The organism is Paenarthrobacter sp. GQ52, from assembly GCF_059759005.1.
This window is the reverse complement of sequence record NZ_JCAXEJ010000026.1, coordinates 1-18,872: the sequence shown is the minus strand read 5'-3', so window position 1 is coordinate 18,872 and position 18,872 is coordinate 1. Positions and strand designations below refer to the sequence as shown.

The 18,872-nt window shown below is 61.5% G+C and carries 15 protein-coding genes and 1 pseudogene; 7 read left to right on the top strand and 9 right to left on the bottom strand.

Features of this window, described 5'->3' with window-relative positions; all coding sequences use genetic code 11:
* Positions 1-59 precede the first annotated feature (59 nt).
* The gene (locus AC6CH8_RS21520; protein WP_498192288.1) at positions 60-953 is read left to right on the top strand and encodes a hypothetical protein; all 894 of its coding nucleotides are present in this window, start codon (positions 60-62) and stop codon (positions 951-953) included.
* Between the two features lie 113 nt (positions 954-1,066).
* Positions 1,067-2,731, top strand: a complete 1,665-nt coding sequence (locus AC6CH8_RS21515) for a hypothetical protein (protein WP_498192287.1) — start codon at positions 1,067-1,069, stop codon at positions 2,729-2,731.
* 100 nt (positions 2,732-2,831) lie between these two features.
* On the opposite strand, the gene AC6CH8_RS21510 is transcribed toward AC6CH8_RS21515, so the two are convergent.
* Positions 2,832-3,398, bottom strand: coding sequence for a type 1 glutamine amidotransferase domain-containing protein (locus tag AC6CH8_RS21510; RefSeq protein ID WP_364308635.1), 567 nt, complete (start codon positions 3,396-3,398; stop codon positions 2,832-2,834).
* Between the two features lie 194 nt (positions 3,399-3,592).
* On the opposite strand from AC6CH8_RS21510, the gene AC6CH8_RS21505 reads away from it, so the two are divergent.
* Positions 3,593-4,084, top strand: coding sequence for a DUF2975 domain-containing protein (locus tag AC6CH8_RS21505; RefSeq protein ID WP_498192286.1), 492 nt, complete (start codon positions 3,593-3,595; stop codon positions 4,082-4,084).
* Positions 4,084-4,371 (top strand): helix-turn-helix domain-containing protein, encoded by a 288-nt coding sequence (locus tag AC6CH8_RS21500; protein WP_364308637.1) that lies wholly within the window; start codon positions 4,084-4,086, stop codon positions 4,369-4,371. Before AC6CH8_RS21505 ends, AC6CH8_RS21500 begins: the two co-directional genes overlap by 1 nt.
* A 166-nt stretch (positions 4,372-4,537) precedes the next feature.
* Here the strand turns inward: AC6CH8_RS21500 and AC6CH8_RS21495 are convergent.
* The 6 genes and pseudogenes from AC6CH8_RS21495 to AC6CH8_RS21470 all read right to left on the bottom strand — a co-directional run.
* Positions 4,538-5,329: pseudogene (locus AC6CH8_RS21495) on the bottom strand (Gfo/Idh/MocA family protein); the annotation flags it as partial.
* A 24-nt stretch (positions 5,330-5,353) separates the two neighbouring features.
* A complete protein-coding gene (locus tag AC6CH8_RS21490; protein ID WP_498192307.1) occupies positions 5,354-6,373 on the bottom strand; it encodes a LacI family DNA-binding transcriptional regulator in 1,020 nt (339 codons plus the stop codon).
* 44 nt (positions 6,374-6,417) lie between these two features.
* A complete protein-coding gene (locus AC6CH8_RS21485) occupies positions 6,418-7,875 on the bottom strand; it encodes a GH1 family beta-glucosidase (RefSeq protein ID WP_498192285.1) in 1,458 nt (485 codons plus the stop codon).
* Positions 7,875-8,777, bottom strand: a complete 903-nt coding sequence (locus AC6CH8_RS21480; protein WP_498192284.1) for a carbohydrate ABC transporter permease — start codon at positions 8,775-8,777, stop codon at positions 7,875-7,877. The genes AC6CH8_RS21485 and AC6CH8_RS21480 overlap by 1 nt, the downstream gene beginning before the upstream one ends.
* Positions 8,774-9,874: a carbohydrate ABC transporter permease gene (locus tag AC6CH8_RS21475; protein ID WP_498192283.1), complete on the bottom strand. Its 1,101-nt coding sequence runs from the start codon at positions 9,872-9,874 to the stop codon at positions 8,774-8,776. The genes AC6CH8_RS21480 and AC6CH8_RS21475 overlap by 4 nt, the downstream gene beginning before the upstream one ends.
* A gap of 64 nt (positions 9,875-9,938) precedes the next feature.
* Entirely contained in the window at positions 9,939-11,255 is a 1,317-nt protein-coding gene (locus tag AC6CH8_RS21470; protein WP_420179584.1) for an ABC transporter substrate-binding protein, read from the bottom strand.
* A gap of 173 nt (positions 11,256-11,428) precedes the next feature.
* Here AC6CH8_RS21470 and AC6CH8_RS21465 point away from each other — a divergent pair, with 173 nt between their 5' ends.
* Together AC6CH8_RS21465 and AC6CH8_RS21460 are read left to right on the top strand one after the other, a co-directional pair.
* A complete protein-coding gene (locus AC6CH8_RS21465; protein ID WP_498192282.1) occupies positions 11,429-12,247 on the top strand; it encodes an alpha/beta fold hydrolase in 819 nt (272 codons plus the stop codon).
* A gap of 119 nt (positions 12,248-12,366) precedes the next feature.
* Positions 12,367-13,830, top strand: a complete 1,464-nt coding sequence (locus AC6CH8_RS21460) for a GH25 family lysozyme (RefSeq protein ID WP_498192281.1) — start codon at positions 12,367-12,369, stop codon at positions 13,828-13,830.
* Between the two features lie 51 nt (positions 13,831-13,881).
* Here the strand turns inward: AC6CH8_RS21460 and AC6CH8_RS21455 are convergent, their stop codons facing one another.
* Positions 13,882-15,237 (bottom strand): uracil-xanthine permease family protein, encoded by a 1,356-nt coding sequence (locus tag AC6CH8_RS21455; RefSeq protein WP_091464434.1) that lies wholly within the window; start codon positions 15,235-15,237, stop codon positions 13,882-13,884.
* A gap of 85 nt (positions 15,238-15,322) precedes the next feature.
* On the bottom strand, positions 15,323-17,812 hold the full coding sequence (gene opgC, locus AC6CH8_RS21450; protein WP_498192280.1) for an OpgC domain-containing protein: 2,490 nt from the start codon (positions 17,810-17,812) through the stop codon (positions 15,323-15,325).
* Between the two features lie 203 nt (positions 17,813-18,015).
* On the opposite strand from opgC, the gene AC6CH8_RS21445 reads away from it, so the two are divergent.
* On the top strand, positions 18,016-18,621 hold the full coding sequence (locus tag AC6CH8_RS21445) for a malonic semialdehyde reductase (protein ID WP_178994753.1): 606 nt from the start codon (positions 18,016-18,018) through the stop codon (positions 18,619-18,621).
* Positions 18,622-18,872: the final 251 nt, after the last annotated feature.

The window sequence follows — 18,872 nt, the reverse complement described above, 5'->3', positions numbered from 1 at the left end:
AAGGGCCGCCCAGACCGGGCGGCCCTTCAAACTCGATTTAACGGAAACGAGACAAAACCGTGGGACTTTTTTCCCGAAAAGGCACTGCCGACCCACATCTGCCCGAACTGACCACCAAACAGGCCGACAAGCTCCGCGCACTCTGCGTGGCCGTCCTGGGCAGGCAAGGCGTCACGGTCACCGACGCCGGCGATCACCTCTACGGAGACAATGACCAGAAGTACGGGCTATTTGCGATCAGCCGCAAGGCGGCCACTCTTTCTGAAAAGGAATGGCCGGCGATGGTCGAACAACACTTCGCCGGATTCCTCAGCAGCACGCCAGCATCGAAAGCCACCGTCGAGGAGCTACAGGCCGGTGTGTACCCGAAGTTCATAGCTCCCCACACTATGGATTGGATGGAAAGCGAGCACGGCCCGTCTGTCTACTCCTACGTCCGGCCCACCGCCCGGCTTCCGCTGCTGATCGCCCTTGATTCCCCGGAATCCGTTTCCTACCTCACCGCTGAACAGGTCGAGGCAGCCGGCGGGGCCGATCTTCTTTGGGATAAGGCATTCAGCAACCTGATCGCCACAGGTCCGGGGAAGCCCGAGGAGTTCACTGCCGAAGGCGGCTCGTTCCTGGTCTTCGAAACCGAATCCGTGTACCAGGCATCATGGATTGCGTGCATGGACAAGTTCGTGGAGTCGCTCGGCTACACGCCCGGGCGGCTCGGAGCGTTGGTGACCATTCCCGCAACGAACATGCTCTGCCTTCACCTAGTCGGTGAAGCCACCAGCATCGAGGACATCAAGGCGATGCTCATGTTCGCCGGAACCGTCCACGCCCAGCACCCCTCCCCGCTAACACCGCTTCTGTACTGGTGGAACGGAAACACCGTGGAAAACATCTCGAGCAACGAAGGCGAGGACGTCAACCTCTACCTTCCCGACGAACTGCTGAGCGTCCTGTAGGACCAACGACCAAAAGACGCAGGGACGCTACCCTGTCGGACCGGCAAGGTAGCGTCCTTTGCTGTCTGCACCGAGCAGAGTGCAGCTATAACGAAAATGGGGGAACCAAATTCATGAAAAGAAAATTCAGGGCTCTTGCAGTCAGCGCCGCGGCATTGACCGGTATCGCCGCTCTCGGCGGCGCGCCCGCGCAGGCGGCGACGCCGAACAACTACCCGCTGAGCGGGTTCTTCATCTACGCGTCCAAGACACACCAAACAAATATCGACAAGCTCGAAGCCATGAAGGCTGTCGGCGCCGACACAGTCATCACTTTCGGCAGCATCCTCAAACCCGCGACGCTGAACGCCTCAAAGCAGGTGCTGAAAACCGATGGCACCGTTGATCCCGCCTACACCAACTGCCAGATCGGTGGCGTTCCGTGCCTGACATCGATCATGGCCGGATACACGATCAACAGGGTCTTCACCTTCAGCAACGCAAGCCACTGGGGCGGCGGATCGCTCAAGTGCGCCAAGGACAAAAAGGTCGACTTCAACGGCAGCACCTACACGATCTTGTTGATCCCTAACCTGGAGAACGGCTGTTACTCCACGGACAACACGTACGACGTCGTGGCCATCGACGGCGGCAAGACCGCGGACGCTGATCCCGTGGTGTCAGTGGCGAACGCGGCCACGAGCCTGGGCATGAAGTTCTACGCAGGCATGCCCGCGCCGATCAAGCGGATCGATTGGCCTTGGCTGCCGGATATGAGCTACAGCGCCACGCTGGGCAAGTTCACCGAACGGTTCATGATGTTCCAGTCCGCGAACAACAACGTCCCCGGTCTGGCCGGTTTCTACCACACCACCGAAATGCCGCTCGTTGACAGCGCGGCGTGGACCTCGGTCACGGACCTCTACCGCATCCAGAACGCGGCTATTGAGAAGTACCTGCCCACCCGTGAAGCGGTCATCAGCCCCTACCTTGATGCACGTTTCAGCAACACCTACACCCCGGCAAGCGCCACGAACGCCGTCAAAAACATCGCAGCGACCGCCAGCGGAACCAAGCTCTACATTGCCCCTCAGGATGGAATGGGTACCGGCAAGGGCGGCGCTTACATGGGCAACGAAGCCACCCTCAACGTTGACCCCTTCGCGGCTTCCATCGTCGGGGAGGGAACCTGGGGTCAGAAATACCAGGCTCCCACCAGCGAGTACTACAAAGCAGCCGCCGCAGGGATAACCGGAACAGGGGCAACCCTGTGGGCCAACATCGAAGGCATGGCGCCCAAAGTTGAGACGAACATCTGTGACGACACTTCATTGCGCGGGCAGACAACCAAAACCCGTCTGGACCGTCAGATCCAGCAAACCGGCCTGTCCGTGAAGAAGAACATCTCCTTCATGTGGGACCCCTACTTCACCTGCAAAGTCGAGCCGACAGCCCCGAGCCTGGTCGAGAAGCTCGTAGCCAACGGTGGGGATCCCATCATCAACGACTCGACCGCTAGCCCGGCAACCGGAGCACTGACGGTGTACGGGTACAACCTGGCCGGATCGAGCATCAAGATCAAATACACCACCCCGCTCGGACAAGTCCAGGAACGCACTGCAACAGTGACCTCGCACAACCCGAACTACGGACAGACCGCCGCCAACGGGGACTTCCGTTTGGAGAGCGCCACCGTGAACTTCGGCGCCTACTCACTCGGTAGCGGAAAGTACTACATGCTGTACGTCACCAACGGCGACGGCAAAACCAACAAGGGCTTCTACAGCAAGCTCTTCTAACCCAGCCAACGGGCGAGAATCCAGCGCAACGCCAAGTGCCGCCGTCGTACTTCTTGTGAAAGTACGACGGCGGCACTCGCCGTATGTGGGTCGCTGACCGTTAGGCGGTCTGTCCAGCGTGTTGGCCTTCTGAGATCTCTTCCACAACCTTGCTGTTGAAGGCTGGGAGGTCGTCCGGGTTGCGGCTGGTGACCAAGCCCTGGTCCACCACCACTTCCTCGTCGGTCCAGTTGGCGCCAGCGTTCTTCAGGTCGGTCTGGAGCGTGTGATACGAGGTGACGTTGCGGCCCTTGATCACGCCGGCCTCGATGAGAATCCAGGGTCCGTGGCAGATGGACGCCACCGGCTTGTGCTGCTCAAAGAAGGCGCGCGTGAAGTTCTGTGCGTCCTTATCTACGCGGAGATGATCGGCGTTGACGACGCCACCGGGAAGAACCAGGGCGTCAAAGTCGGAAGCGTTGGCATCGGCTACCGCGAGGTCGACGTCGAAGGTGTCACCCTTTTCCACGCCATTGAAGCCTTGGAGCTTTCCCTTGGACGGGGCCACGAGAGTGGGCTCGCCGCCGGCATCCTTGACCGCCTGCCATGGGCTGGTGAGTTCCACCTGCTCCACGCCGTCCGTCAACAGGAATGCGACCTTCTTGCCTGTGATGTTGTGTTCTGACATTGTTCCTCCTCCGTTGCGCGGCGGAGTGCTTTTTGAGCGTGGGCCGCCGCTGTGAGAGTCGTTTGTCTGACCTGTTCAAGCCTAGGGAAAGAGGCTTTAGTAAGCAAGCTGACTATCCACAAAAGCTGCAAGCGCGATTGCTTAACTATCGAATATCGATAGAATCAGATTGTTGTTCGATAAAGGAGACTCCAGTGGGAAAGCTGACAATTCTCGCGTTACGGATAGTAATCGCGATGGTGCTGGCCGGTTCGTTGTTTGTGCAGGTACGGATGGTCCCGTTGCTCTCGACCGATCTGGTTGAGGCCGGCGCCCCCGACGGCCCTCGTGTTGCCCTGCTGGCCATCGTGGTCTTGGGGATTCTGTGTGTCCAGGTGGTATCGGTCTGCGTGTGGCGATTGCTGACGATGGTGCGTCGCGGAACCGTGTTCTCCCGCGGGGCCTTCCGTTTCGTGGACATCATCTTTGGTGCCATCGCGTTCGCGGCGGTGCTGGTGTTCGGCATCGCCGTGATTCTGGCGCCCGGCGAGACCGCACCAGGCATCGTGATGCTGATCTGCGGAGCGGCGTTGATGATCGGTGGCGTGGCGCTGGTTGTGTTGGTGATGCGTACACTGCTTGCCCAGGCTGTAGCGCGGGACGTCGAAGCCGCACAGCTCCGCTCCGAGCTTGATGAGGTGATCTGATGCCTATCATCGTGGATATTGACGTCATGCTGGCCAAGCGCAAAATGCCCGTGGGCGTGCTTGCCGAGAAAGTCGGTATCACGCCAGCCAACTTGGCTGTACTCAAGAACGGGCGAGCGAAGGCCGTGAGGTTTACTACGCTCGAAGCGCTGTGCGAGGTACTGGACTGCCAACCAGGGGATCTACTGCGTTGGGAGACTGAGGATCGCTGGGATAGCGGAGGCCCATCTGCCGACGAGCCTCGTCCAGCAGTTCCATCATCGCAACCGACTCCCCAGGAGTCATGAACGGGCTCTCAGTCAGCCCAGCCTGAAGGCACCGTGTCACCTCGCGCAGTTCGTAGCTGAATCCGTGCCCGGTCACCTCGAACCTTTCCGTCCGCGGCGTGCCGCTGCGTGGCTGGATGATGAGCTCGGCCGGGTTGAAAAGGGGAGCGGAGGATCGCAGCCAACCTTCCGTCCCTCCGACAGTCACCACGCTGGGGCACTCCGCGCCGATCGACGTGATGAGCTGCGCATGCGCTCCGCTCTCATAATCCAGGGCAAGGGAATTCTGCAGGTCCACACCCTCAGGAGTCAGGACTCCGGTGGCAAGCATGCTGCGGGGCTCACCGAAAACTCCGAGCGCCCATGTCAGCGGATAGACGGCGAGGTCCAGCAATGCTCCGCCGCCAGCAGCCGGATCCCAGATCCGGGACGCGGGATCGTATGCAGGCACGAAACCGAGTTCAGCTTGGAGCCAGCGCGGCTCCCCGATCTCCCCTGACCGCAAAATCTCGACGGCGCGGCAGAAGCTCGGCAGGAACCGGGTCCACATCGCTTCCATGAGGAAAAGCCCACGATCCCGGGCGAGATCGGACAGCTCGCGTGCCTGCACGGCATCCATGGCGATGGGCTTTTCGCACAGGACGTGCTTTCCCGCGTTAAGCGCGGCAAGCGCGACGGCGTGATGCTGAGCGTGCGGCGTGGCGATGTAGACGACGTCGACGGCGGGGTCGGCCAGCAGCCGCTCGTAGCCCGGCGTCTCTCCTGCATCCGAGTAGGTGGTGGCAAACCCGAACTTTTCAGCAAAGCTCCGGGCCGCAACCTCCGAGCGGGAACTGACAGCTTGCAGGACGGCGTCCTCAAGGAGCGCAAGATCCTGCACCACGCGCAGGGCTATGGATCCCGTGGCCACTACTCCCCAACGGATGGGGCGGCCTGTCGCGACGGAAGGAGCCGTGGTGCTGACGGGAGCAGGAAGCATGGAAGAGCCTTTCAAGGCATGGCGCTAAACGGAATCGCGGATCACGATCGAGGTTGGCATTCTGGTAACGCGTTCCGCCGGTTTGCCCTCGATCAGGTTCACCAGGGTCTCGGCCATCTTCTTGCCGAGTTCAACAATCGGGTGATGCACGGTGGTGAGGGCGGGGGTCACTGAGGTAGCGAAGGAATCGTCGTCAAAACCGACGACGGCGATGTCCTCCGGGATGCGCAGGCCCCGCCCCTGGATGGCGGTGTAGGCGCCGGCGGCCATTTGGTCGTTCGCCGCGAAAACAGCGTCAATGGGAACACCGCGATCCAGCAAACGATGCATTGCTCTGGCGCCGGATGCCAAAGTGAAGTCGCCTTCCTCCATCAAGCCCTCCCCAAGACCTGCCTCCCGCACGGCAGTCCTCCACCCGGCGAGGCGGTCAAGGCCCGGCGGCATGTCCTGCGGACCCGCGATCGTGGCAACGTTCTTTCGGCCGCTCTCGGTCAAAAGCCGGGTGACATCGTAGGCCGCTTGCTCGTTGGCCACATCCACGTAGTAGCTCTCCTTGCCGCCTACTAAGGGGCGCCCGGCGAACACCATGGGAAGTGATCCCGAAAGGTGCGTCCAGGAGTTGTCACCGCTGTGGTGCGACACCACTAGGACACCGTCCACGTTGCCTCCGAGCAGGAAGCTGCGGGTTTTTTCCGGCTTCGACTCAGAGGAGATCACCATGTTCAGCGTGTACTCCGTATCGGTCAGGAACAGGGCAATGCCTTGGACCACCGATGCGAAGAATGGGTCCGCAAAGACCTTGGATGTCGACTCCGGGACGATCAGTGTGACCGCATTCGCCCGGCGTTTGGCCAGGGAACGTGCGGCACGGTTTGGCGTGTAGTCGAGTGCAAGGATCGCTTTTCTCACGGAATGTGCCAGTTCCGGGTCAACACTAGGGCTGTCATTGACGACGCGGGACACGGTGGCCCTCGACACCCCGGCTAAGGCAGCCACCATCTCAAGGGTGGGTACCGGCCGGGGGCCGCTGGTGTCCTGCGTCATCGTCATCTCCGGAACGTAAGAAAAGTAAGCCTCTGAAGGCTACTTTAGGCGTTCACGGTAGCGGTCGCAGATGCCTTGGCTGCCTCGATAACGCGGGAGTAAGCGAGTCCGCTGTCCTTCACCGTCCGTTCAAAGGTGTCGTAGTCCACACGAACAACCCCGAAGCGCTTGCCGTAACCCCAAGACCACTCGAAGTTGTCCAGGAGCGACCAAACGAAGTAGCCGCGCACATCGGCGCCCTGGTCGAGTGCCTCACCAACAGCTGTGACGTGGTCGAGGACGAACTGGGTCCGCTCGGCGTCGTGGACTGCTCCGTCAGGACTGACGACGTCGTCGTACGCGGCGCCGTTTTCCGTGATGTACAGCGGCGGCAGCGTCGGGTACTCCTCGCCAAGGCGCACCAGGAGCTTCCGCAGTCCATCAGGATTGACCTCCCAGTTCATGGCCGTGCGTGGCAGGCCGCGGCTCGGGAAGGCGATATCTTCCGAACCGATCCAGCACGACGACGTCGGGCGCGTTGCGCCGCCCGAGTGGCCGTCTCCGTGTTCAGCAGTGGGGTGTCCGCTGATGAGGTCATCGTGGTAGTGGTTGACGCCCAGGAAATCGATGGGTGCACCGATAATCTCCAGATCGCCGGGCTTGATGACGTCACGGATGCCGAACTGCTTGAGGTCATTGAGGGTGTCCTCCGGGTAAGCGCCGCGGAGGATTGGATCGAGGAAGATCCGGTTCTGCAGCGAGTCGAACCGGCGCGCCGCATCGAGGTCCACGGGATCGGAAGGATCCCGCGGAATGGAGTTGCTGAGATTGAGCGTGATTCCCAATTGCTGCGCGCCGCGACTCCGCAGTTCGTTGACCACCAGGCCGTGGGCCAGATGCTGGTGGTGGATCGCCGCTACGGCCGCGTCCGGTTCCTGGCGACCCGGAGCGTGCACGCCCGCCGCATAACCAAGGAGTGACGAGCAGAACGGTTCGTTGAATGTCGTCCAGTGCTGGACGCGATCCCCCAACGCCGAGTAGACATCGTTTGCATAGTCGACGAAACGGTAGGCAGTATCGCGGTTGGCCCAGCCGCCCTTCTCCTCCAGCGCCTGCGGCAGGTCCCAGTGGTAAAGCGTCAACCAGGGGAGGATGCCGGCGTCGAGCAGTTCATCCACAAGGCGGGAGTAGAAGTCCAAGCCTTCGGCATTCGCGGCACGGCCACCCGGCCGGACACGGGACCAGCTGGTGGAGAACCGGTAGGAATCCAGGCCCAGCTCTTTCATGATCCTGACATCCTGGGGCATTCGGTGGTAGTGCTGCACCGCGTCCTTCAGCGTCTCGCCGTTGGCAATGGCACCCGGAACGCGGGCGAAAGCATCCCACACGGAATCTTCCTTGCCGCCCTCGTGGCTGGCGCCTTCCACCTGGGCTGCGGCGGTAGCCGAGCCCCAGATGAAGCCCTTGGGCCAAACCCTGTTAAAGGGAGTGGTCGCTGGGTGGTTTGTTGCTTCGAATGGCATTAGCCCTTCACTGCTCCTTGCATGATTCCGGATATAAGTTGACGTCCCGCTATGACGAAGAGGGCCAGCAGCGGAAGAGTTGCCATGACGGCACCGGCCAGAACGATCGAGTAGTCCACGTAACGGGCCGACTGCAGTTGGCTGAGCGCCGTCTGCAAGGTGGGGTTGCCGGCGTCGAGCACCAGCAGGGGCCACAGGAAATCAGTCCATGCCGTCATGAACGTAAAAAGGCCGAGGATTGCCATGGCCGGGCGTGCGGCAGGGAGCGCCACGTGCCAGAAGGTTGAAATCATGGACGCGCCATCCATGCGCGCCGACTCGATGAGCTCGTCCGGGATCACGTCCACTAGATACTGCCGCATGAAGAAGACACCAAACGCCGTGACAAGAGTAGGGATGACGACGGCGCCGATCTCACCTGTCCAGCCGAGCGTGCGCATCAGCATGAACAATGGGATGATGCCGAGCTGCGTCGGGATCGCCATGGTGGCGATCACTGCCACCATCAGCCAGTTGCGGCCGCGGAAGCGCAGTTTGGCGAACGCGTACCCGGCCAGGGTGGAGAATCCCACCACCGAGACGGTGATGATGCCCGAGATCAGGACGCTGTTGCCGAGCGCGAGCCAGAACGGGATGGTGTCGAAGACTTCGCCAACGTTGGTCCAGAAGTTGCCGCCCGGGAACAGTGGTGGCCAGGTTTCCCCGAGGGCTTCGTTGGAGCGGCTGCCGATGATCACGGACCACCAGAGCGGGTAGGCCGATGCCAGGAAGAACGCGAGCAGCAACCCATAAGTGAGGAAGCCGGGCCGTCGGCCGTTGCCAAAGAGTGCCTTCCGTGTGGCCAGGGATCGTGAGGTTCGCTGAAGGGCCGGTGTTTGTGGCCGGTTTTGCGTGAGGGTCATTGCCCGCTCCTCGGGGTTGGTTCTGTTGCGGTGGCCGGTTCTGCCGCTGCCGCCTGAGCCGGGAGGCCGGCGTCGTCCGCTTTTACGTTCGCGGCGGAAGAACGCTTACGACGGCGGCGGCTGGCAGCGCCGCGATCGTCGCCATTTGTGGCGATACGGCGTGAGATCAACCAGTTCACGATGCCGAAGAGCAGGATGATCAGGAACAGGAGCCAGGCGATGGTGGAGGCCTTGCCGAAGTTCTGCCGCTGGAAGGCCATCTCCCACAGGTACAGAACGGTGGTCTGGAACTGCCGTGCCGTTCCGCCGGCAGCCACGGGATCGAACAGTCGGGGCTCTGTGAAGATCTGCAGCCCGCCGATGGTGGCCGTGACAATGACGAACACCATGGTGGGTCGAATGCTGGGCAAGGTGATGCTGAAGAAGCGGCGGACGGAGCCGGCGCCGTCGATGGCTGCAGACTCGTAGATATCGCGCGGTACTGACTGCATGGCGGCCAGGAGGATCAGCGCGTTGTAGCCCGTCCAACGCCAGTTCACCATGGTGGCGATGGCGATGTGGCTGGGAAGGGTGTCGTTTTTCCACATGATGGAATCGATGCCGAAGCTCGACAGGATGTTGTTGATGAGCCCGTACTGCTCCCCGAACATGTTGGTGAAGATCATGGCGACGGCTACGGGAGTGACTACGTAGGGGAGCAGGATGCTCATGCGCCAGAAGGTCTTGGCTCGCAGGTTCTGGTCCAGGACCGCGGCAATGATGGTGGCCATAATCAGCTGGGGGATAGTGGAAATCAGGAAGATGCTGACGGTGTTAAAGAGGGAGTTCCAGAAGAACCTGTCCTGCAGCACCTCAGCGAAGTTTTGGAATCCCACAAACTCTCCCTGGCCTTTGAGCAGGTGCCAGTCGAAGAGGGAGACGAAGAACGTGTAGCCCAGGGGAAAGAGGCCCACCAAGGCGAACAGGATGAAGAACGGGGCGATGTAGAGGTAGGGGGACGCCTTCATATCGAAGACGTTCAGGCGTTGACGGAACGTCGGTTTCGGTTTGTTGGCGGCCGATCTGCTGGCTGCCGGGCGGTTCAATGTGGTGGTCATGGACGGGTCTCAGACTCTGTGAGGGGGCCTCCGGTTATCCCGGAGGCCCCACGGCCGGGTTCTGCTAGTTGTTGACCACGAGGTCGTTGAGGAGCTTGACGGCTTCATTCCAGGCCTCATCGGCCGTACCCTTGCCCGAATCGAGCATCTTGAGGGCGGGACCGAAGACGTTCTCCTGGATCACAGAGTCATCCGGACCCTTGAACTGGGCGATGACACCCTCGGCGCGGGACTCAAAGATTGCGCCATACGGGGCATTGTTGAACAGTTCGTTCGGCTTTGCTGCCTCGACGATCTTTGCCTGGGCTTCGAGGGTGCTGGGGAAGTTGTTCGCTGCAGCGGACTGCTTGATCTGCTGCTCAGGTGCGGTCAGCCAGGCTGCCAGCTTTGCTGCTTCAGCCGGGTGCTTGGAGCTCTTGGGAACCGAGAGGAAAGCACCGCCCCAGTTGGAGGCACCGCCCGGGAACACGTCAGCTACATCCCAGCCGCTTGCCGCCCCGCCGCCTGCGGACTCGAGCTGGCCCTTGATGGTGCCGAGCATCCAAGCCGGGCATACGTGCGTTGCGAAGGAACCATCCACGAAGGCCTTGCCGTTACCCCAGTCGAACTGGGTCTGGTTGGAGGACAGGCCATCGGCAGTGCCGGCAGCGAGCATGTCGAACTTTGCCCGCATCTCCTTGTTGCCCTCAACGTTCAGCTTGCCGTCTTTGGTGTAGTAGCCCTCGTCCATCTGGTTGACCATGGAGTTCCAGACGAATCCGGACTGGTCATACCAGGCCTTGCCGGTGGCCTCTTTGTACTGGCGGCCGAGCTTGAAGTACGTATCCCAGCTTGCGTCCTTGCCGCCGAAGAGTTCGGCCACCTTTTCGCGGTCACTCGGCAGGCCGGCAGCTTCGAAGAGCTTGCCGTTGAAGCACAATGCCTGCGGTCCGATGTCCGTGCCATAGCCTATGACGCGGCCATCGGGATCGGTGCCTTGCTTGAACTTCCAGTCCACCCAGTTGCCCTTGATGTCCTCGGCACCGTGCTCCTTGAGGTCCACGAACTGGTCCGAAACCTCCATGATGGAGCCGAGCCAGCCTTCCTCGATGGCCGTGACATCGCTAAGTCCGGAGCCTGCGGCGAGCTTGGTGAACGCATCCGTCCGGGCGTTTGAACCACGGTCAATGTTGGTGGCCTCGATGGTCACACCGGGGTTCTGCTTCTCATATTCGGCGTACAGGTCGTCGTATCCGAAAGTGCCGAAGGTGGTCACGGTCAGTGTGACGGGATTGTCGGCGCTCGCCGCTTTGTCGCCTCCGCCGCTGCAGCCTGCCGCCACGAGGGCAAGAGAGGCTACGCCGGCGAGGGCAGTGAATTTCCTTAGTCGCGAAAACTCCACGATCACTCCTTTGTGTGTTCGAGCGACCGTACGCCTAGGGCGAGAGAGCGCTCTCTGGGATGTGGGACCAATGTATGTGCTGCAAGTCACGTGCGTCAAGAGAGCGCTCTCTCAACAACGCTGATGTGTCCGAAAAAGACGGTCTAACTGCGCCGCGATGCTAGCGTTCGGAAGTGCATTCTGTTGAGTACGGGGCGGGGACCCCGATCCTGATCATTCATGGCTTTTGCGTCGATCATCATCTGTTGTTGGGGCTCGACCCAGTGCTTGCTGAGCGTGGTGATTGGCTGCGGATCTACCTTGACCTGCCGGGAATGGGGCAGTCTCCGGCCGGACCGGAGATCGACAGCGCTGACGCCGTTGCTGATGCGGTTTCTTCCTTCGTTCGAGACAAACTCGGGGCTCAGAAGTTCGCAGTTTTGGGCAATTCCTTTGGAGGGATGCTGGCACGTCAGCTTGTCGCCGAATTTGGGGATCAGGTTTTGGGCCTGGCGTTGATTTGCCCCGTCGCTGTCGCGGACCAAGGGGCGCGGGTCCTGCCCGCTAAGGCTGTCCTGCGGGCGGATCCGGCGCTGATGGCGTCCCTGACTCCGGAAGATGCGTCCGACTATGGGGAAATGGCCGTAGTCCAATCTCAAGAGAATTGGTTACGATTCCGCGAAGCCACTTTGCCGGGTTTGAGGGCGTTTGATCCGGTTGCCACTACGCGGATCTCCAACAACTACGCGCTCACTGCTGAGCCGGAAACTCGATTTGAGACTTATCAAGGACCCTCTTTGATAGTGGCAGGACGACAGGACCATGTGGTCGGGTATCAGGATCAGGTGGCCCTGGCTGGCAGCTATCCGCAGGCCACGGTTGCCGTCCTTGACCGTGCCGGCCACAACGCACACTTGGATCAACCGGAGCTAACTGCGGCGCTCCTTGGCGAGTGGTTGGAGCGGGTCCGCACTTCGACGTCGACCGTTGGCCGTGCCGGGGTGAGACCCTAAAGATGTGCTGGAGCGGCGCGCGGCGTTCTTGGCGGAAGTGGGAGTGTGACTTTGGATAGTAGGCTGGGCTGAACCACGTGGGGGCGCCGGTTCCTCTCGAACGTCGAAGGAATCGCCGAATGAAATTCTCCATGTCCAGCCGCTCAGGTCTGCGGAAGACTTCAGTCAAACCGCCGGCACGAGGGTTTGCCGGCGCTAAAGCTGCCGCTGTCCTGCTCGCCACAATGCTTCTCGCCGCGACTGGTGCAACGGCGGCCAACGCCTCCGAAGAATCGCCCGCAGCCCAAAACGACCACGCCATGGGATCGACCATTCGTGGTCATGAAAGTGCAGGCCAATTGTTCTCCATTCAGGCCACAGAGTCGGCTTTTGCAACGCCGGGCGTGCCCGGAATGGACGTCAGTAGCCACCAAGGGGTGGTGGACTGGACAAAGGCTGCAGCAAACGGGGCCAAGTTCGCGTACGTCAAAGCCAGCGAGGGGACCGAATACAGCAACCCATACTTCGCTGACCAATACGCCGGAGCTGCTTCAGCCGGGATGCTGCGCGGCGCGTACCATTTCGCCCTCCCCAACGCGTCGCCCGGTGCCGCTCAAGCCAGCTACTTCCTCCAGAGCGGTGCAGCCTGGACGCCGGATGGAAAAACACTGCCTGCCCTGCTGGATCTCGAATACAACCCCTACGGCAGCACTTGCTACGGAATGACCCCTGGCGAGATGGTGTCGTGGGTCTCCGATTTCGCCACCACCATCCTGTCGCGAACCGGCCGCCTTCCTGCCATCTACACCACCACCGACTGGTGGAATACCTGCACGGGTAAGGCCAACGGCTTCGGGAACCACCCTCTGCACATCGCCAGGTGGGAGTCGACACCCGGGGCGCTGCCAGCTGGTTGGAACGCCCACACTTTGTGGCAGTACGCCGATTCCGGAGTGTTCCCGGGTGATCAGAATGTCTTCAACGGTACCGTCGGGCAGTTGACGGCCTTCGCGAGCAACCCAGGCCCCATTTTCTCCGACATATCCGATGGTTTGTTCAGCGCCGAAGTCAATTGGCTCGGGTCCCGTGGCATTTCAACAGGATGGACCGAGGCCAACGGAGCCAGGAACTACCGACCCTTGGCCCCCGTAGCCCGTGACGCTATGGCTGCCTTCATGTACCGGCTGGCAGGCTCACCTGCCTTCACAGCCCCCGGCAAGTCGCCCTTCACGGACGTGGCCACGACCAACCCGTTCTACAAACAGATCACGTGGCTTGCCAGCAAGGGCATCAGTTCCGGGTGGACCGAAGCTGATGGGACCAAGACGTACAGGCCCTTTGAACCGGTGGCCCGCGATGCCATGGCCGCGTTTATGTACAGGCTGGCCGGTTCGCCGGAGTTCAATGCCCCCGCGGAGTCGCCGTTTACGGACGTTGCCACGACCAACCCGTTCTACAAACAGATCACGTGGCTCGCGAGCAGCGGCATCAGTTCCGGATGGACCGAAGCTGATGGGACCAAGACGTACAGGTCCTTTGAGCCAGTGGCTCGCGATGCCATGGCCGCATTTATGAACCGTTTCGACACCAAGTTCGGGGACTAGTAAGGACTGTCCGCGGCTTAACGCCGCAGCCGAATTGCCCGGAAGGAAGCCCTACTTCCCCTTCTTCCCGTCCCTCTTGGCCGCAGCGTTCATCGCCGACTTCACCGCAGGAGGCAGGCCCGCCGTCTCGGTTTCCGGCTCGGCGACGGTCCCGCGCCAACGAGCCAGCCCCTTCATGCCGTGGTAGATCACCAGTGCAGCGGCTGACCCCAAGGCAATGCCAGTGAACTTCAGCTCGCCAATGGTCCATGTGTAGTCCGCGATGCCAATAATCAGTGCTACGGCAGCCGTGGTCAGGTTGATCGGGTTGGAGAAGTTGACCTTGTTCTGCACCCAGATCTTCACACCGAGCACGCCAATCATGCCGTACAGCATGGTCGCAGCACCGCCCAGGACGCCGGCCGGGACCGTGGCAATCAGTTCGCCGAATTTCGGGGAGAAGCTCAGCAGGATGGCGAAGATACCCGCCACCCAGTAGGCCGCCGTCGAGTAGACCTTGGTAGCGGCCATGACGCCGATGTTCTCCGCGTACGTCGTGGTACCGGAACCGCCGCCGAAACCGGCAAGTACAGTGGCGGCGCCGTCGGCCATCAGCGCGCGGCCGGAGACGCCGTCGAGGTTTTGGCCGGTCATCGCGGCCACCGATTTCACATGCCCCACGTTTTCAGCCACGAGCACCAGCACCACGGGGACGAACAGCCCCACCACGCCAAGGTGGAATTCGGGCGTCTGGAACAGCGGCAGGCCAACCCACGCGGCGGCGTCCATCTTTTCGTAGGACACCTCACCGCGCATCATGGCCACGAGATACCCGACCACAACGCCCACCAGAATGCTCAGGCGCCCCAGGATTCCGCGGAATAGGACACTGACCAGGATGATCGTCACCAGCGTGATCAGCGCGGTGACGGGAGCGGCGTCGAAGTTTGCCTTCGCGGCTGGCGCGAGGTTCAGTCCGATCAGCGCCACGATCGCGCCGGTCACGATCGGCGGCATGAGCCGGTTGATCCATTCGGCTCCAAACTTCTGGACGATCGCACCAATAAGCGCCAGTACGACGCCGGCAAGCACCACGCCGCCCAAGGCGCCACTGACGCCGTACTGCTGCTGCGACGCCATGATCGGGGCGATGAACGCGAAGCTTGAACCAAGGTAGCTGGGCACCCGGCCCTTGGTGATCACCAGGAAGAGCAGGGTGCCGATGCCCGAGAAGAGCAGGGTGGTGGCCGGCGGCATGCCAGTGATGATGGGGACCAGGAAGGTGGCGCCGAACATGGCAACTACGTGCTGCATGCCAATGCCGATGGTCAACGGCCACGCGAGCCGCTCGTCGGGAGCCACCACGTGGCCTGGGCGAATGGACTTGCCGTTGCCGTGGAGCTTCCATTTGATGCCGAGCATGCTCATGGCGGGGCCTTCCTCAGAAGAGTATTGGGATTCGGTGCAACATTACCGCCAAATGCCCACCCATACGCGGCGACGAACGCCGTCTTTAGCGAGGAACCAGCCTGAACAGGAACTTGGTTTTCACCATCACCCAAAGTATGGCGAGCAAGGCGATGTACACGGCGGTGTTCAGCCAGAGGTTCCCGTTCCGCAGGGCAGGGATGTTGGCGATGGCCACAATGAAGAACACGTGCATGATGAACACGTACAGCGTGGCTTGGCCCAGGGGTATGAAGAACCAGCCAACGGCGCGTGACAGCGGCTTCCAAAAAGCGCTCAGCAATGCATACAAGGCGATGGTGATGAGGAAGACGTTGAGCACCCTTCCCGGCCCAAGATAAGTCCTGCTGAAGAAGGTGTCGTAGACGTACCTGAACGTCGTTTCGGGGATAAGCGCGAGCCGGAAGTCCAGTTGGTTGGTCATATAAGGGCCGCTCCAGGAGAAGACGGCACAGGCTGCTGCCAGGAAAATGCACACCCCAAGCAGCAGGCGCCGACGGGGATCGGCAAACCACTGGATGATCTGATGTCGATAGAACCCGGCGGTCATTCCCACAACGAACAGGAGCTGCCACACGAGAAGCGGGAATGAATCCTCGAATTGCGAAGGCAGCAGGCGGAAACGGAAGATCGACCCCGCGATGTAGAGGCTGACGCTGAGCGTGAGGACCAGCCAGGTAAACCCGCGGGATAGCGCCACGAGGATTAGGGGGCTGATGAGCAACAGAACGACGTAGAGGCCCATGATGTTGAACTGCCACGGCCCGACCTGCAGCAATAGGAGCGCCGGGATGAGCCCTTGCGGGACGGGGAACTGCAGCAACCCCTCCATTCCGGCGTAGAGGTCGTACGTAGTGCCCGCAGCCACGCGTCCTGCTCCGCCGGTTCCTTGGTCGGTGAAGGTGGTCACCGCTGCGGCGTTGATGAAGGGGAGCAGACTCAATCCGTACAACATCAGGACCACGGCAAGGGCTGTGAAATACAACTTCCAGGCGCGCTTAGTGGTTCCATCCACCACGTCACCGAGTTCTGTAGCAATGCGGGGCCCGTAGACCATGCCTAAAACCACTCCGGAGAGCATGACGAACAGCTCCGCTCCGGAAACTACTCCGAGGGTTTCTTGGCTCAGCAGTTGGAATACGGAGTTGATGCCCACATGGTTTACCACCACAAATACGATCGCCAGGCCGCGGAGCATGTCGATACGTGCATCACGTTTACCCGTGCCCGTGTAGGACCATTTGTTCGCAAAAGCCCGGGAGGCCAACAGCCACAAAGCCGCAACTGCTACCAGTACTGACCCGGCGGAAACCCACGCGGCCCAGCCCTGGATGACTGTGCCTGTCTTCGGCTGCGGTGCCTCGACACCAGGCACGTTCTCCAAGCCCCGCTCAGTGACGGGTCCAATGGTGAGGCCTGAGGTGTCCAACGAGGTTCGGAAGGGGTCGGCAAGTGAGGGCTCGGCCGTGGCCCTCCAATCAATGGGCACCCGGCCCGGTTCGCGCACATCCGTGGTTTCGTTCCAGACCACTGCCCGGACGGACCCATTCCCGGGCTCCGCAACAGAGGCGAAAACCTGGTGCCACCACGTTTCCTTAACATCGAGCTCAGCGGCGCCACCGGCCCCAGGCGAGTAGAAAGCCCCGGTTTCAACCAGGAGGGGCTTGGTGCGGGCTTGGACGTAGGTGCTGTAGAAATTGTCGGTTCCACCCTCGCCGCTGGAGCTTCCGCCGCTGGACGCGTGGAGGGCGTCATTGAACTCGCCCGCCACGGGCAGGGTATTGCTTGCCACGCCGGCGCCCGTGGTGTCGTGGTAGACGGACAGGCCAACCCAGTCCACCACGTCATCGCCCGGATAATACGGTTCAAATGCGGAATCGTCCTGGTCCCAAACACCGTTCCCGCTGGTGTCCAGCGATCCCACGAGAACGCCCTTGGGAGGGGTAGAGGTGGCGACTTGGAAGGGATAGTCCTTTTCTGCTGTCGGAGACCACACCATCACGGGATCCGGCAGGCTGGCCCTGAGCGCTGCAGCGACCTTGTCGAACGCAGCCCGGTAAGCCTCCGGCTCTTGTCCCCAGCTGACCCACGGCGCGTTCATTTCCGGTGCGAAGCGGACGAAAACCTTCCCCCGGAAGCCGGCCGCCGCCGTCGTGATTTGACTGGCAAAAGTGGCCGCAACGTCGTCGTTGATGTCCTTCAGGTCGATCGCGGGGCGGACCGTGAGCAGCGCGTGCGAGCCTTGGTCGGCGATTTGGGAGAAGTAGCCCTTCAGGTATTCGCGGCCGCCTTCGTCCACGGGCATGGACACGTTCTGGCCGTAGAGCGCCGCGGGCGCCCCGAGCCGCTGGGCGTAATCTGCTGCCGAATCCTTGTCCCAGTCCAACAAGGCACCAAAGAACCGCGTTCCGGGATCCTCGACGCTCGGCTGTTGAACGGAGCCCCAAGCCTGCGCGGTTGGCATCAGGAACATCACCAGAAGCATGGCAAGAACAGCCAGCGCCCGCTGACGGGCCGCTAAGGGAAAGGTAGGCATCAGGCCCCTTCTGGTGTCGTCATTCCCACGGCTGAACGTCCCCAACGCGGCGGCAGCTCGTATGCATGATGCTACCGACTTTCGTGCTGTGCCTAACGTCACGGTCCGTCATGGGAAGAGGACAACGGAAGTTGAAGTTGCAACCATGGAAAGCAGAAGTGCCCGGCCTGCTCCCGGGCCAGGCCCAGCGAAAGGTTCAAGAAATGACGATCGCCCACGAAGAAGCAGTCATTGACGCCGCAGCAGTCGACGCCATTTTTGCCGAAGCCCGTACCGCCAACAGCTTCGCCGGTGAGGTCACCGACGAGCAAGCCCGCGCCATCTACGAGCTCACCAAATTCGGCCCCACTGCCTTCAATTCCCAGCCGCTCCGCGTGACGTACGTCCGCTCGGACGAGGCCCGCGCCAAGCTCGTCGACGCCCTCTCCAACGGCAACAAGGCCAAGACCGCCTCCGCTCCGTTGGTCGCCATCCTGTCTTACGACACCGACTGGCAGGGTCAGTGGGACAAGTTCCTCCCCGCCTACGGCGCGCCCAAGGCCATGTACGACGCCGACCCCGCTTTCGCCGCTGCTACTGGCAACAACAACGCTCATTTGCAGGCCGGCTACTTCATCCTCGCCGTGCGCTCGCTCGGTTTCGCTGCCGGCCCGATGACCGGTGCCGACTTCTCCGCCATCGACGCCGAGTTCTTCCCGGCCGGCGATCAGAAGAGCTTCCTCGTGGTCAACATCGGCCAGCCGGGCCCGGACGCGTGGGGCGAAGCCAAGCCGAAGTTCGCTTACGACGACGTTGTACGCACCGTCTAAGTTCTCCGCAGCAGAAACGCCCGCACACGTCCAGTGAGCGGGCGTTTTGCGTTTGTGGCGTCCCGAAAACCCGACGCTCGCTCATATCCCTCGGGCTTACGGGTGATCCTCTCTCATATCCCTCGGGCTTGAGCCCGACGCTCTCTCGTATCCCTCGGGCTTGAGCCCGACGCTCTCGCAGGTCCGCCCGGCTCCACACCAGATTCTTGAATTTCGCTTGCCCCGACTCCATAGGTAGGTGAGAGATGGTT